Source organism: Clostridioides sp. ES-S-0048-02 (assembly GCF_020658495.1).
Taxonomy (GTDB): Bacteria; Bacillota; Clostridia; order Peptostreptococcales; family Peptostreptococcaceae; genus Clostridioides.
Genome location: NZ_JACVWH010000001.1, coordinates 1 through 17,975, shown reverse-complemented (window position 1 = coordinate 17,975; position 17,975 = coordinate 1). Strand labels below are relative to the sequence as shown.

Here is a 17,975-nt window from a genome sequence, read left to right as displayed (position 1 = left end):
TCCCCATTTATATTTATGTCTAATTTATATCAAAATAATTAATAACAAACAGCCTCATCAATTCCAAATAAATATATACATTTTTCTTTTACTGATTTTCCAGTTAAAGTTTCAACAACATCTGCATATAAATCTAATTGTCTCTTATATTTCTCTATTATCTGATTTATATTTTCTTCATTTACAAAATCTGTTTTATAATCTACTAAAACTATCTGATTATCTTCTTCAAAATAAGCATCAACTATACCTCTTAACATGACACTTTCTTTGTCATAAATTTTCTTATCATCATTTTTTATCAATTCTTCATAAAGATATATATCTTTCATATTTACTTGTGCATAAATTGCCTTTTCTCTATTTATAAGTTCAGCATTTAACATCCTTTTTCCTATATTAGATGTAAAAAATTTATATATTTTATAAGGATTTACTATACTAGCTTGCTTTTCTGTTATTATACCCTTTGAAATAAAACTTTTTATTTGCATCTTTATATCACTTATGTTGTTTACCTTCTTTAAATCTAAAACTTCCATAACTAAGTGAATTATTGTACCTCTTTCTGCTCCATTTATTTTTTCTTTTTCTTCATCATTTTGAATAAATAGAGGTTTTTTTAAGGTTATTTTTTGTTCGAATATAGTATTTATCAACTCTTCTTCATAATTATTTTGTATCTTTTTTATTTCTGTAACTGATATACTAGCAGGTTTTTTTGTACTAAATTCATATGGATATATATAGTTTAACTTTTCTTCTATTTCAGCATAATAATCGCTATCAGGCTCATCTACATCTATTTTTTCAAGAATTTCTTCAATACTTTCTTTTTCTTCATCATTTTTCTTTTGTATTAAAATATCATCCTTATTCCATAACTTTCCATACCATTTTGAATTATGTTCAACATTAAATGGCACATCTAATCCCATATCTTCCAATAAATTAGATAAATCTTTATGTTTTAATACACAAGGCATTATCCAATCTAAGAAATTCTTACTTTTTAGTATTTCATATTGTGATATTGTATCTAAATTTTCAATTCCATTGGACCATTTTTTCATGCTATCTTGTACATTTCTAGTAGAGCCTGTTATAATCAGTTTCTCTTTTGCCCTCGTAAATGCAACATATAAGACTCTCATCTCTTCTGATAAATTTTCTATATTTATTTTGCTTTTTAGTGCTTCTTTAGCTATACTTGGAAAAGAAATTCGTCTCTCATAATCCACAAACTGAGGTCCATATCCTAAGTTATGATGATATAAAATACTCTTTTTAAAATCTTGAGTATTGAAATTTTTTCCCATAGCACAACATATAACTATTGGAAATTCTAGACCTTTACTCTTATGGATACTCATTATTCTAACAACATTTGCATTTTCTCCAAGTGTTTTTGCACTCCCCATATCAGAGCTAGATTTTTTTAATTTCTCTATAAAATTTACAAAGTTGAATATTCCCTTAAAGCTAGTCTCTTCAAATTGTTTTGCTCTCTCAAAAAGTACTTTCAAGTTGGCTTGTCTTTGACTTCCACCTGGTAATGCTCCAACATAAGCATAGTATCCAGTTTTTGTATATAAATACCATATAAATTCATCTGTACTCATGTACATTGATTTTTCTTTGAATTCTTTTAGTTTAATCAGAAAGTCTTTGCTTTTATTTATACATTCTTCACTTGGTACAAAATCCGACTTATTTTCATTCTGTGATTCTGTAAATTCATCATACTCTGATGTACTTTCTAAAACTTCATAAAAAGTTTTATCTTTATTTTGAATTCTAATATCAATTAAATCTTCTGGTGTAAATCCAAATATAGGTGACTTTAACACAGCTATAAGTGGTATATCTTGCATTGGATTATCTATTATCTGAAGTAATGATAGTATTGTTTTTATTTCAATTGTATCAAAATATCCAACTCCAACATCAGCATAAGTAGGTATATCCATATTCATCAACTCATCTGCAAACACAGGTGCCCATGCAGATGTAGCTCTTAAAAGAATCACTATATCCTTAAATTCCACAGGTCTATAGGCATCAATTCCTTTATCATAAACTTTTTGAATCTTTCCGTCTTCATTGGCTCTCATTAAATCCTTAATAATCTTTCCAACCATTCTAGCTTCAAGTTGTATATTGTCTAGTTCTTCATCTTCTTCTACTTCATTTTCTTCATTATTAACATTATTATCTTTATTATTTATAATATCATTACTAGGTTTAGTATTTTTTTGTATAAGGTGTATTTCTGTTGCTCCGCCAACAATAGAGTTCTCATCTAAATCTGATTTAAAATCTGCACCCAAATTAAGTCTTTCTTTTTCTGTATATTCAATCTCTCCTATATTCTCATTCATTATATTTTCAAATATATAATTTACAGAGTCTACAACTTCTTCTCTACTTCTAAAGTTTTTATAAAGCATTATTTTTCTGTGAGAACTTCCTTTTTCATCTTTATAGTTATTGTACTTTTGTAAAAACAACTCTGGTTTTGCTTGTCTAAATCTATAGATACTCTGCTTTACGTCACCAACCATAAATCTATTTGGAGTATCTATGTTTGCTACAGTTTTGAGCAGTACTTCTTGTACAAGATTGCTATCTTGATATTCATCTATAAATATTTCATAGAAATTATCTCTATACCCCATAGCTATATCAGAAGGTACGATATTTCCGTTCTCATCTATATTCGTAAGTATATTTAAGGCAAAATGCTCTATATCATTAAAATCTATTATTCCTTTTTCACTTTTTTTATTGCTGTATTCTTCTTCAAATCTTAGAACAATATTGGATATTGGTTTAACTATATTATAAAGATATTTAATTTCGTCTTTAATAGATTCGCTATCTTTATTAAATGTAGCATTTATTATACTTTCTAAAGATTTTTTAATTTTATCTCTTATTACTTTTGCTTTTTCTTTTGATTCTTTTATATATGAAGGAGCATCTTTTGGTATCCTTTTTATACCTTTTACATAGTTTTCAAAAGACATACTTGACATCTTCTTATGTGCCTCATTCCATGATTTATTACATGCTTCTGAAATATCAACCACTCTCTTATACTCAATCGAAAGCTTCTCTGTAAAAGTTTCTAGCTCTTCTATTGACTTAACTTCTTTTAAGGCCTTTTCCATATTTGAGCAAATTCCATCAATTTCTATTTTTACAGTGTCTAATATAGCTCTAGCCCAAATAGATTCTGAAAAATCAAAGTCCTCATCAATGTTAAATCTCTCTGCTGAATCAACAAGCCATTTTTTAGGCTCAGGAGAAGCCATTGCAAATGAATATATTCCTAAAATAATATCCTGAACCTCTTTATCTCCGCCTCTTTCTGCATAACTTTCAACTAAATTTAAAAAACCCTCTTCTCTTTCTTCATATAATTTTTCAAATACTTCTTCTATTGCCTCTTGTTTCAAAATAGCGCATTCAGTTTGGTCTCCTATTCTAAAATTAGGGTCTAGGTTTATTCTATGGAAGTTTGATTTTATAACATCTAAACAAAATGAGTGTATTGTTGTAATACTTGACTTATTTAATAAGACAAGTTGATTTTGTAAATGTTTATTTTCTGGATTTTCATCTAATGCTTTTCCTATAGCATCACCTATTCTCTCTCTCATTTCTGATGCAGCCGCATTAGTAAATGTAACTACTAATAATTTATCTATATCAATTGGATTTTCTCTACTTGTTATCATTTGAATTATACGTTCAACCAGTACTGCTGTTTTTCCCGACCCAGCAGCAGCTGCAACAAGTAAGTTACAGTCTCTACTTTCTATAACTTCTGTTTGCTCTTTTGTCCATTTAGGAGAACTCATCAATCAACATCTCCTTCCATCATTTTTATTATCTCTTCATTGCTCTTATTATTTAAAATTTTATATTTATTATCTTTCATAGTTGAATCAAATTGACATATAGCTGAATAATCACAAAAATCACATGATGTTCCCTCTTTATGTTTATATGGAGATATCTTTATTTCACCACTCAACATTTCTTCACATAAATCCTTTATCGAATGTTTTACATATTTTCTAAGTAACCTAAAATCTTCATAACTTACTGTAGATGTGCTTTTACCTACATTTCCATCCTTTGTAAGACCTACTGGTATTACTAATGAATTTTTTCTTTTTCCATCTATCAATGACTTATCCATCTCTTTTATTATATGAGAATCTTTTACCACAAGCCCTTTCATTCTAAGCTCTTTTAATATTGCTTCTTGAATTTCAGCGTCATCTTTATCTTCATTAAACTTTGCTATTGGGTTATTTATTCTACAATATAATATTGCTGCTGGATTTAAATTTATATCTTCTTCTTCTTTTACACTTTCAAGGATTGCATCAAGATATACAAGTAATTGTAATTGTAGGCCATAGTATATCTCTGTTAAACTTATAGCTTTATTACCTGATTTATAATCTACTATTCTTATATATTTGTTTTCACCTTCTTCAAACTCATCTACTCTATCTATTTGACCGATTAAATTTACTTCTTCTCCATTATTCAAAACTATTTTTATAGGAGGGTATTTACCGTCTTTACCAAATTTAACTTCATAATCTACAGGTTCAAATGAACCTTGTTTTATCTGTTGGCTAATTATATTTATAGCTGTTGTAAGCATATTCTTCAATCTATACGCAAGATATTTATATCTTTCAGAACTATTTAATATATATCCTGGTATCTTTGAGATTATTTCATCAACTATAATACCTACCTTTAATTCTATATATTCTTCATCAATATCTTTCCACAATAAATTATCTTGTGATAGTTCTTTTGAAAATCTATCTAAAATATTATGAACAAAGGTTCCTAAATCTGGTGGTGTAAATGAATACTCTTTACGCTTTCTGGCTTTAAGGCCATATTGTATAAAATAAGCAAATGGACACTCTGCATATTTTTCAAGCCTAGACACACTAAGAGAATTACTTTTATATAATGACCTTATTTTTTTCTCTTCAATCCTATGAACTTGATTGGTATAACTAAGACCTTTTATAACTTTTTTTGTTATAGAACTATATAGTTCATCCTTTAGATAGTATCTATATATATCTAACCAGATACTATTCATTTCTTCTTTGCTATACTCATCACTATCGTAGTTTTTTATTACACTTATAAGCTCGTTAAATGTAGGTGATTTTACAGTTATTTTTTTAAGTATATCTTCATTAGTTCTTTTATCTTCTTCTATCAAATAACTTTTATTTTCTACATTTGGGAATATTTTCTTCAATCTTGATACAATTATTGAAGGTCTAAGTGTCTTACCCTCATGGTCAGATATAGGATATGTTATAATTAGATTTTCAGATGTTGAAGTAAGGGCTTTATATACTAAAAATTGTTCTTCAAAACTTCTAGTTTTACTATCTATGTCAACTTCAATACCTTTATTTCCAAGACTCTCCCTATCATTATCACTTAATATTCCACTATCTTTTGTAATTAAAGGAAATACACCATCTGTAGTTCCTATTAAGTATAAGTATTTTGTATTTGGATTTTTCATTCTGTCCACACTACTTACAAGTACTTGGTCTATACTAGGAGGAACTAGCCCTAACTCATACTCATCAAAACCAAGAGTTATTAATTTTATAAATTTTTCTAAGGATATTATTTCTTCACCCATAAGTTCCACCATTTGGTCTAAAACATCTACTACTATATCCCAAACTTGTGAATACTGATTAGCAACATCGAGTTCTCCTTTATCCTTAAAATTTACTATTAAACTCTCTATAGTTTCTGGCATATTTATATCTAGTAAAAACTCATATATATACTTACAAATTTCTTTTACTCTGTTTTTTCCCTTTAATTTTTCTTGTAAATTTATTATTGGCTCTAATACTCTATTTTTTATTTTATTTATTTTATCTTTTAATTCTACCTCAAATTCACTTTCTTCATTAGTAAGACTTTGTGTTATTCTATAATCCCACTTTTCATCAAACCATTTCTTACCTTTAATCCCATTGGCTAGTACATAATTTTCTAGTAAATTTATATCATCATTATCAATTCCTATAAGACCACTCTTTAAATACCTAAACATAGTTTCATATCCATATCGTCTGTTTTTCATTTCTAGAGCCGAAATAATTAATATAACTATTGGATTACTTTTTGCTTCTCTCTTTTTATCTATAAAGTTAGGTATGTTATACTCATTAAATATAGAATGTACCAAAAAATCATATCTATTTAAGTCTCTTGTAGCAAGAGTTATATCTCTATATCTAACATTTTTGTCTCTAACCAAATGTACAATTTCTTTAGCTATTTCTTCTACCTCTGAATATAGATTATTAAATTCTTTTATTTTTATATTTTTAGTTGGATTTATATATGTTTTATATGGATAAGCATTATAAAACTTTTCTAAATGTTGTAACTCTTGAATTCCTTCAAATCTTTTTATAGTGCCTGTATTTAAATTTACTTGTGGTAATATTTTTATTCCTTCTTCATTACATAATTGAGTTAATTTTGAATAAGTAAACTTAGTTCTAGAAAATACATCTGCTTTGCTATATCCAATATAATTAACATTATCTACAGTCAAAGATATATTAACATCTTTAGCTTTATTTAATATACTTTTTATAACATTGTATTGATTTGGTGTAAAACCTGTAAACTCATCTATATAAACATAAGCTCCTTCTAAATAGTTACTCAATTCTATTTTGCCTGATAATGAAGTCAACATATCTTGAGCATCTATATAATTTTCATGTAATTTTCCTTCAAAAGAATTATATATCTTACTTATATCTTTTAACTTTAAACTTAATGTCTCATTTTCTAATTCTCCAGATATATTTTCTAACATTTCAGGACTTATATTGTACTGTTTCATTTCTGATATCATAGCTGTAATTGAACTTACAAAACCAGATTGCGACTTTGATTTTGAAAATACATTTAACTCTTCACTTACATCTTCTATCGCTCGATACACCATCATTGCTTTTCCACTAGAATTTATATTTACATCTGTTAATCCTCCTGTTTGAGAAAAAACTATGTTACTCAGTGTTTTAAAACTAAGCACTCTAACTCTTAAGTACTTGTCCTTTTCTCTTCCTAAAAATAGTTTGCTTACTCTATTTTCAGCTTCAAATGTATACTGTTCTGGAACTAAAAGTATAACAGATGTCATTTCATTTTTTTGAGATTCTTTTTTAATTTCATCTAATATATATGTAGATTTTCCACTTCCACATCTACCTAATATAAACCTAAGTCCCATAAATTTCCGCCTCCAAAATACTATAATCTATTTCTTTGTCATTGCATAATTTATTAAACTCACAATACTTACAATGACTTTTATTTCTATAGCACATACGTTCTTCTTTATTATATACCTTTTCTATATCATTGTATAGATTGTGTTCGTATGTATGTTCTTCATAATTAGTACTTTTTATCATGTTTATATAGTTTTGAATCTTATTTCTATTTGCTTCATGTTTTTCTTCATCATATGAGATATTAATTGGCAAATCATCAAATTCAGGTTGGTAATATTTCATACTTATATCTTTAACATTTACTTCTATTTTTAAAACTTTTGGTATAACTTCTTTTGCCAAAAACATATAAACTATTGTTTGAATCCTACTTTCCACATTTTTATAGTTAATCTTTTTAGACTCAGTTTTCCAGTCCCATATCTCTATATTGCCTTTTCCAACTACAATTAAATCATACTTTGCTTGTAATATGTCCCCATTTAAATTCATCCTTACTTCATATTCTGGTAAATACATTTTTTCTTTTTCGATAGGAACAATTTTTTTTATATTCTCAATCCATTTTGAAAATCTTTTACTATTTTTATCATCTTCATTAAAATAGATTCCAAGTGGTATATTACTAAAGTATCTTTCACAAATTAAATGAAAGTCTCTTCCAGTTTTTAAACTATCATAATATTCTCTACTACCTATATCATCATTTTTCCAATTTATTTTATCAATATACTTATATTTAAATTTTAGTGGGCACGATTTATATGTGTTAATTGAATTTTGACTATAAGAAAAATATTTTAATTTATCATTCAATCATATCACTTCTCTCTTAACTTTATTTTTTAATAACTATTTATTATATATTAATTTGGCATTCTTTCAACAGTATATAAGCTAAACTCATCATATATTAACTTATATTTCTTTCAATAATATATCAACTTAACTCATCTATATGTTAATTTGACCTTTTCTCAATAATATATTGATTCAACCTTCTTAAATAAACACAAGGATTCTGTTCTTTTCTTTTATTACCTATATCATTTTCATCTCTATAAGCACTCCCTGAAAGTACTAACATCTCCTTTGCCCTAGTGATTCCTACATATAAAAGTCTAATCTTCTCATTTATAGAATCAATTTTAGTTTGATAAGCGTAATCAGTTGAAATACTACCTTTTAATATAGCTTCAATTTCTGACTTAATAATAGCCATTGGATTTTTGTATTTTTCTTTTAAGTACCATTTATCACTCTGAAATTTCTGAGTAATATTGTCAGGGAAATTATATTCAACAAGACCTAATAAAAACACACAATCCCATTCCATCCCCTTTGATTTATGATAATTACATAGTGTTATGCTACCAGGTTCTGGCTCATATCCATTTATCTCATAAACTACATCTATTATGTGATTAAACACCTTATTTTTAACATCAAATAGAACATTGTAAACATCTTCTAAGTCCATATATATATTTTCCGAAACTAAATACTTTATATAAAAAGATATATAATCTAATACTGCTTTATCCTCTTTTTCTAAGTTGAGCTTTTTACCAATGAACAGTATCAGCAGGTCTAACCTTATTATTGGGTATTCTAATATCTGTTTTATAATATCTATACCATATTTAAAACTTGTATATATATCGCTTTCTTCATTAATTTCTAGTGATTCAAATTTATCTTTATTAAATTTCAAATCATATATAATTTCTTCTGTTGTATATTTTTTTAATCTGTCTAAAAAATTCTTTTCTTCTATCTCATTGTCTGTATTTATAAAAACCTTATCAAGTACGATTATTAACTTTTCTATATCATCGCAGTTTAGCATAAAATCTATAATAGAAGCTATGCTATTTATAACCTTTCTTTTACTTAAAGAATTTGGACCCAATTCTTCAAAGGTTAGACTATACTCTCTAAGTTCCTTAGCAACTTGTGTAACTTGTTCATTAAATGGAACTAGTATTCCTATACTCTTATCTGGATATTTCTTTTTTATACCTTTAACATATTTAGCAGTTTGTTCTATTTCATTTTTCCAACTATTATACCATTTTACATTTATATTATAATGCTCTGGCTTAGGGTTTTCTTTATATCCAACTCCAGTTGGAACAGTTTTTATTTGCATATCCTCAAGAGCATATCTGCATTCCTCTTGTTTAAATTCTTTTGTAACATATTCTACAAGTGAATTTGCTAAATCTAGTATATCTTTTGAACTTCTATTTGACATATCCATCCTATAACAACACTTTGCATTTTTTATAAATTCTTTAAAAAACCTAGGGTCTGATGATGAAAATGTACCTGTTATACTCTGATTTATATCTCCCACTCTAACTAAATTATTATTTTCACTTGATATAATTTTTATTATATTCCCTTGTATTTCATTTGAATCTTGACATTCATCTTCAAAAATATATTTATATCTAGTTTGGAATTTTTTTCTAAGTCCTTCATCTAAGCATAAGGTTTTTTCTGCTAGAATTAATATATCATCATAATCTAGTAAGCCATTTTGCTTTAATTTTCTATCATACAATTTGTATATTGGCAAAATCACTTTAAGCATGCCTTTGTGCCCTCTTGATAGTATCTCTTCAAGCTTATCTGGAGAAATTCCCTTGTATTTAAGTTCACTTATAGCATTTCCTACAAATTCAAAAAAACCTCTCTCCCAAGCTTCAAGAGTTATCTCTTTCCATCTCTCATCTTTTTGCTCCTTTAGAAACCATCTAAATGCTCTTTCTCCTCCATCAAATCTAAATTTATTTATACATTCATTTAATATAATACTTTTTTGTAAATCATCAGCTATATTAAAATCTTCACTTAGCATTACTATTTCGGGTTTTTCCTTTATTATTTTTACAGCTAGACTATGTATAGTCATTACTTCATATGAGTTAATATCGTCTATTTTGTTTTCTTCAAGTATTTTTTTTATTCTACCTTTAAAATTATTTACAGCACTATTCATATATGTAAGAACTAATATTTTACCACCTTTATGTTTCTGTTCAAGGAGTAGTTTAGCTACTAAATTGGTTATTATAAATGTCTTGCCAGCCCCAGGAACTGCTGGAACTGCCATAGTTCCATCCTCATAATTTATTATTGGTATTTGGTCTTCTCTATAGTTTATATTAATCATAAATTTTATCTCCTTTATGTGAGAGTTTCAAAAGTATACTATATAGCATACTTTCTTGAATATAACCATTAATTGTGTATTCACTCTTATATGCATAAACTTTCTTTGCACTTAACAATAAATTATATATTGTATTATATAGATAATATTTCTTGTAGTACTCTTCCATTTCATTTGTATAAATTTTTTTCTCTTCAAAAGATTTTCTAAGTACAATTAAATTACTTATATCTTTTTCTATTTTCATATTCCAAGAATTACTTCCTATATCTACCAATATCTGGACACTTCTATCTATATTTGATGATATATATGAATAAGGAGTTGTTATTACTATTTTATCTTTGCTTTTTAACTCTTCTATATCAATAACAGAATAATAATCATTTATTGTCGTCTTTAAAGCTTCTATAAAAATCTTTTCTTCTTTCAATCCAAGTAGGTTTGCACTTTCACTAAATGATTCACTTTCAGTTATTATCTGTTTACATAGACCAACATTCTTTTTACCATCTTTTAAATTTAACATTTTATCTATATAAAATTGAATTAAAAATTCATGTATTTTTATATCACTTTTCTTTTTTTCTTCAATATACTGTAAAATATCACGATATTGATTATATCCTCCTATTTTATCAACTTCTAAATACCTTGTTTCTTTAAAAATCTTAAATGCTTTTATTCTGTTTATGTCTAAAAGAGTCTCTAAAAAACTTATATATTCTTCATCTTTTATAAAGTCTAAATATCCATAAAATATGCAAGTTGCAACCACTAAAGCATTTCCATATGGGTAATCTATAGCTTTTTTATCTTTTTTAGTGTTAAAAACATCTATATTTTTTTCTTTCAAAGAATCTCTAATTTGATACTCCAATATTGTATTGTTTATAGGTGATATAATTGCTATATCTTTTGGAGATACTCCACTTTCTATAAGTGTTACAACCTTTTCGCTCACTAAATCTAACATTTCATTATATAGTTGACTTGATTGATTTAATTCTATACTTGAGGGTAATAAATATAAATCTTCTATTTTTATATTACTTTTTTCAAAGTTAATTTCTTCTTTAAATTTAATTTTAGATATTATCTTTTCATTTATATAACCCATGTCAATATTATTAAATACAGAATAATCTTTACTAAAATCAAAGAATATATAGCTTTCTAATGCATTGCTTGACACCTTTTCAATAAAATCTACTTCTGCATTACTTGAATTTTCAAGACTATCAACTACTATATATCTCAATTCTTTAAGTAAATTTTTTAAATAAAACTCATCATTAAGAAGGTAATTATTATATAGATATACACTCAGTGCATTATCTAAAATTGAATTTGAAAGCAGTGTATTTATATAATATGATATAATTTCATCCATCTGAGTATATGAAAATCTATATATACTATTTCTATTTTTCTTTGATGAATATATTTTTTCTCCAATAAAATCAAAGTCAATTAAATTAAATGCGGACTTACTTATATTTGTAATTATACTTCTTGCGATTGATTTATTCGTTCCTGTGATATCTTCGAAATATCCTTCTTTCACTCTTTTTTCCTTAACTTTTTTAATTATTAAATATTCACTTAAACTATTTGATATAAATGTTGGAGATATAGATTTTTTATTTATTCCTTCACATTTCTCTATTATAAGTGCCCAATATTTTAATAATTCTTTTTTTACAAATCCTATATATGTTGTTATTTTTAATTCTTCACTATAATCTAATTCTAATGACCTCTCATATCTTATTCTAGTATTGTTATTTGGTACTAATAAAATAATACTTCTTGAGTTATTTTCAGTTCTATTCAATAATTCCTTATATTTGCCTAAGGATTCATTTTCATCTTTTTTTAGACTGCTTTTTTTTAATAAATATTCCACATAATCACCTTCCTTAATTAAATTAAGTGTATATTATCTAATTATATCATATTGTGCATTTTTCAAAATACAATCAAATTATTGAATTTAACTACAAAAAAGACCATATATACACTGTTATGCATTTGTATATGCAACAATGTATATATAGTCTTTATATATTTACACACCCATACTTCAAATTATAGCTTTAATATAAACTCACGATCATAAATTTATATTAAACTTTAATCACTCTATTTTTAATTACTTTAATGATTCTTCTATTCCTTTAGCTATTTGTGTGCCCATTTCTTTTACTTTTGCAGGTGAATTTATTAACTTCATATCACTCTCATTATCCAAAAATGCACATTCTACAAGTACAGCTGGCATGTCATTGGTTCTTAAAACGTATAAATAATCTTTTGTAGGGTCACTAGTAAGTACTCTTGTTTTTATACCTCTATTTGTAAGTTTAAATTTCTCTAAAATTCGATTTAATATGTTTGTAGCCACAGTCTTAGAAGTTCCTCCATTTTTATCTTTAAGCTTGTAAAACACTTCTACTCCATGGCCTTTTCTATTATTATCACCATTGTAATGTATACTTGTAAATAAGTCTGGTTTAAGTGAGTTAGATAAAGCAGTTCTACTTCCAAGTGATAAAGTCTTATCTGTATCTCTAGTCATAATTACATTTATTCCTTTTGAACGTAAATATTCAGTAGTTGCAAGTGAAGTATTTAAATTGTAATCTTTTTCAATCATTCATCCAAATGAATTTCCAGGTGCTGAACCACCATGTCCTGGGTCAATCATAACTGTCTTTGCTCCATTACTAGCTCCTGGGTCTGTCGGTGTTGTATTATGCTTAGATAATGATGATGCTATAGAATTCATTACCTTAGAAGTTAATCCGCCTCCTATCTTATACACTTTATTAGCAGATTTAGCTTCTAAATTATCCTTATGATATGCAGATACATATGTTTTTGGTGTTATAAGTATTGGAGATTTTAAACTAGCAGCCAATGGTCCTGCTGCTAAAGCATCAACAAGTACATCTGACTTAGCTACTAGAACAGCTTCTAATTCATCCTCTGTATAGAATGTTTTTATTACATTTGCATTTGTTTCATGTCTATCTGCTCCATATACTCTATTTTTAGTAACACTATCTTTAGTTATATCATTTATTTTATTGATAACATTTGTTGATAACATTTGAGGACCACCTATAAAGTAAGCATTTTGTAAATCCTCACTTTGTAACCACTTATACGTATCGTTTGTAAGACTGTCTTTATCACTTAATATAATTGGTTGCTTATCTTGACCTGCTTTTGCTGCAATAGTAAGTGCATCTACTTCTCCACCATTTGCATTTGTTATATATACTTTATCTACATCATGATTTTTATCTATTTCTTTTGCTATCAATAAAGATGTCTCATATCTATTAGAACCATTCAAACGTGTTTGACTAGCACTTACAGTTGATTTTATTTGATTAGCAGTAGTTTTAGAAATAGAATTCTCATCTCCAATTATAATTATATCTTTAGGATTTAGACGCTTTAATTCTGCTTTTACACTATCAGACACATTATTTTTTTCAACCAAAAGTATTGGTGCATTATATGTAGTTGCTAGTGGAGTTGATATAATACCATCTATGCTTACATCTCCATTTATTATAACTACTTTATCTGAACCATTTTTCCATCCCTCTTTACTTATTTTAACAGCGGTTTCATATCTATCACTTCCTGTAAGTTCTGTGATAGGTGCAGAAGTCTTTCTCAAATATTTATTTACATCTTTTCTCGAAGTTATATCTTCAATTATACATTCCTGTGTTACATTGTAGTCTTTTAGATTTAATCCCATAGCTTCTAATTCTTGTTTGTCTAAAGTCTTAGGATTAGTTGCGCTATTTATTGTTATCCCTTGTAACTCCCAAACATTTAGATACTCTGGGTCTTTATTATAATTTATAGTTCCTTCATATACCCCAGTTGATTGATTGTAGTTCAGAGTTGTATCTAGTGGCATATCATAACATTTATATTTTAATGTAATGCTATCAGCATCTGGTTTTTCTTTAAATTTTATACTTACTTTTGATGTACTTCCTAAAACTATACTTTTTTTCTCCAAATTTATGTTTAAGTTAGCATTATTTTCCATAGCATTAGACTCAGTAGCAAATGCCATTGTAGGTGCAACAATTGCCATTGAAAGAACTCCTGTTGTTATTAATCTCGTATTTTTTTCATATTAATCTCCTTACTTAACATAGATTTTCACCTTGCTTTTTTTATCTTTTAATTTTTTAAAACACAGCAAAGTGTGCTTATCTAAATTTGCAAAAATTTATTAAAAATTAAATTACAAAAAATAAACAATTACAAAAAATAAACATAATTAAATATATCTGCTCATTTCCACTATATCATTTATTACTAAAAAAATCTATAAATGACAAATAAAAACATATAATGATTATATTTTGTAGAGTTTTATATCAAATTTTTATAAGTCAATAAAATTAATTTTTCAAAGTTGAATTCTAAATGTTACATATATATTTTAATAAATAAACATCATATAAATATTATTCAAGTCCTCGACCTATTAATACCTAGAAGTTAAATACATCTCTATAATTACACCTGAGACTTAGCAACCAAAACTTCAACACAAAAAGACTATGTATACACTATTTGCACTTATATCTGCAACAACTTATACATAGTCTTTATTACTAACAGAATTATATTTTTATTTTATGGATTTAAACTAAATCTAAAGTCATAAATTAATTTATGCTGAGTTTTTTAAGTATTTTCATTATGTACTATTTTAATGACTCTTCTATACCTTTACCTATTTGTGTACCCATGTCCTTTACTTTTGATGATGAATTCAATAAACTCATATCCTTCTCATTATCTAAAAATGCACATTCTACAAGTACAGCTGGCATATCATTAGTTCTTAAAACATACAAGTAATCCTTTGTAGGGTCAGTTGATAGTGTTCTTGTTTTTATACCTCTATTTTTAAGATTAAACTTCTCTAAAATTCTATTTAATATGTTTGTAGCTACAGTTTTAGTAGTTCCACCATTTTTGTCTGCAAGTTTATAAAATACTTCTACTCCATTTCCAGTTGTATCAGATGCATTATAGTGTATACTTGTAAATAAATCTGGTCTTAAAGAGTTAGATAGGGCAGTTCTATTTCCAAGTGATAAAGTCTTATCTGTATCTCTTGTCATAATTACATTTATTCCTTTTGAACGTAAATATTCAGTTGTTGCAAGTGAAGTATTTAAAGTATAATCTTTTTCTCTAATTCCACCTAATGGTTTACCTGTTGTTCCAGTATCCGAGCCACCATGACCTGGGTCAATCATAACTGTCTTTGCTCCATTACTAGTTCCTGGGTCTGTCGGTGTTGTATTATGCTTAGATAATGATGATGCTATAGAATTCATTACCTTAGAAGTTAATCCGCCTCCTATCTTATACACTTTATTAGCAGATTTAGCTTCTAAATTATCCTTATGATATGCAGATACATATGTTTTTGGTGTTATAAGTATTGGAGATTTTAAACTAGCAGCCAATGGCCCTGCTGCTAAAGCATCAACAAGTACATCTGACTTAGCTACTAAAACAGCTTCTAATTCATCCTCTGTATAGAATGTTTTTATTACATTTGCATTTGTTTCATGTCTATCTGCTCCATATACTCTATTTTTAGTAACACTATCTTTAGTTATATCATTTATTTTATTGATAACATTTGTTGATAACATTTGAGGACCACCTATAAAGTAAGCACTTTGTAAATCCTCACTTTGTAGCCACTTATATGTATCGTTTGTAAGACTGTCTTTATCACTTAATATAATTGGTTGCTTATCTTGACCTGCTTTTGCTGCAATAGTAAGTGCATCTACTTCTCCACCATTTGCATTTGTTATATATACTTTATCTACATCATGATTTTTATCTATTTCTTTTGCTATCAATAAAGATGTCTCATATCTATTAGAACCATTCAAACGTGTTTGACTAGCACTTACAGTTGATTTTATTTGATTAGCAGTAGTTTTAGAAATAGAATTATCATCTCCAATTATAATTATATCTTTAGGATTTAGACGCTTTAATTCTGCTTTTACACTGGCTGGTACACTGTTTTTTTCAACTAAAAGTATTGGTGCATTATATGTAGTAGCTAGTGGAGTTGATATAATACCGTCGATGCTTACATCTCCACTTATTATAATTACTTTATCTGAACCATTTTTCCAGCCTTCTTTACTTATCTTAACTGCTGTTTCATATCTATCACTTCCTGTAAGTTCTGTTATAGGAGCAGAAGTTTTTCTCATATATTTACTTACATCTTTTCTTGAAGTTATGTCTTCAATTATACATTCCTGTGTTACATCATAATCTTTTAAATTTAATCCCATAGCTTCTAATTCTTGTTTATCTAAAGTCTTAGGATTAGTTGTGCTATTTATTGTTATACCCTGTAATTCCCATACATTTAAATATTCTGGGTCTTTATTGTAGTTGATTGTTCCTTCATATAATCCAGTTGATTGATTGTAGTTCAGAGTTGTATCTAGTGGCATGTCATAACATTTATATTTTAAAGTAATGCTATCAGCATCTGGCTTTTCTTTAAACTTCACACTTACTTTTGATGTACTTCCTAAAACTATACTTTTTTTCTCCAAATTTATATTTAAGTTAGCATTATTTTCCATAGCATTAGACTCAGTAGCAAATGCCATTGTAGGTGCAACAATTGCCATTGAAAGAATTCCTGTTGTTATCAATCTTGCATTTTTTTTCATATTAATCTCCTTATTTAACACAAATTTCTATTTTATTTATTTTTTATCCTACTTACTGTTAAAATTACTTTTAAAACATATGTCAAAGTGTATCTCCCAAAAATTTTAAAGAAAGTTATAAAAATAAACTTACAAAAAAACAAAAAAAATTAAATATTTAAATATTTAATTATATTCACTATATCATTTATTGCCAAAAAAATCTATAAAAGACAAATAAAAACATATAATAATTAGATTTTTATAAAATTTTATGCAAAAAAAAATTACGTGGCTACGTCCTACTCTCCCAGGCAGTTTCCCACCAAGTACCATCAGCGCTAGAGAGCTTAACTTCTGTGTTCGGAATGGGAACAGGTGTATCCTCTCTGCTATTGTAACCACATAATCTTTTGGAGCGGGTGAAGGGGATCGAACCCTCACAGCTGGCTTGGAAGGCCAGAACTCTACCATTGAGCTACACCCGCATTAAATTTTTATAGCTAGTAAAACTAGTTTTTTAAAGTTAACACTCTAAAAACTACATATATATTTTAATTAATGAACATCAAATAAATATTGGTCAAGTCCTCGACCTATTAGTATCGATAAGCTAAATACATTGCTGCACTTACACCTTCGACCTATCAACCAGATAGTCTTTCTGGGGTCTTACCCTTGCGGTGGGAAATCTTATCTTGA

6 protein-coding genes, 1 tRNA gene, 2 rRNA genes and 1 pseudogene are annotated in these 17,975 nt (G+C 27.1%); all 10 read right to left on the bottom strand.

Features of this window, described 5'->3' with window-relative positions:
• Positions 1 to 38: 38 nt before the first annotated feature.
• The gene (gene addA / locus IC173_RS00055; RefSeq protein WP_227854996.1) at positions 39 to 3,866 is read right to left on the bottom strand and encodes a helicase-exonuclease AddAB subunit AddA; all 3,828 of its coding nucleotides are present in this window, start codon (positions 3,864 to 3,866) and stop codon (positions 39 to 41) included.
• Positions 3,866 to 7,336, bottom strand: a complete 3,471-nt coding sequence (addB, locus tag IC173_RS00050) for a helicase-exonuclease AddAB subunit AddB (protein ID WP_227854995.1) — start codon at positions 7,334 to 7,336, stop codon at positions 3,866 to 3,868. Before addB ends, addA begins: the two co-directional genes overlap by 1 nt.
• A complete protein-coding gene (locus IC173_RS00045) occupies positions 7,326 to 8,156 on the bottom strand; it encodes a PD-(D/E)XK nuclease family protein (protein ID WP_227434002.1) in 831 nt (276 codons plus the stop codon). The genes addB and IC173_RS00045 overlap by 11 nt, the downstream gene beginning before the upstream one ends.
• 145 nt (positions 8,157 to 8,301) lie before the next feature.
• Positions 8,302 to 10,521 (bottom strand): ATP-dependent helicase, encoded by a 2,220-nt coding sequence (locus IC173_RS00040; RefSeq protein ID WP_227831271.1) that lies wholly within the window; start codon positions 10,519 to 10,521, stop codon positions 8,302 to 8,304.
• Positions 10,514 to 12,430, bottom strand: coding sequence for a hypothetical protein (locus IC173_RS00035; RefSeq protein WP_227854994.1), 1,917 nt, complete (start codon positions 12,428 to 12,430; stop codon positions 10,514 to 10,516). The genes IC173_RS00040 and IC173_RS00035 overlap by 8 nt, the downstream gene beginning before the upstream one ends.
• Before the next feature lie 246 nt (positions 12,431 to 12,676).
• Positions 12,677 to 14,650, bottom strand: a pseudogene (locus IC173_RS00025) (N-acetylmuramoyl-L-alanine amidase).
• Positions 14,651 to 15,272: 622 nt separating this feature from the next.
• A complete protein-coding gene (locus IC173_RS00020; RefSeq protein ID WP_227482150.1) occupies positions 15,273 to 17,294 on the bottom strand; it encodes an N-acetylmuramoyl-L-alanine amidase in 2,022 nt (673 codons plus the stop codon).
• 268 nt (positions 17,295 to 17,562) lie between these two features.
• Positions 17,563 to 17,679 (bottom strand): 5S ribosomal RNA (rrf, locus tag IC173_RS00015).
• Positions 17,680 to 17,687: 8 nt separating this feature from the next.
• Positions 17,688 to 17,761 (bottom strand) — tRNA-Gly (locus tag IC173_RS00010).
• A 91-nt stretch (positions 17,762 to 17,852) separates the two neighbouring features.
• Positions 17,853 to 17,975, bottom strand: a 23S ribosomal RNA gene (locus IC173_RS00005); the annotation flags it as partial.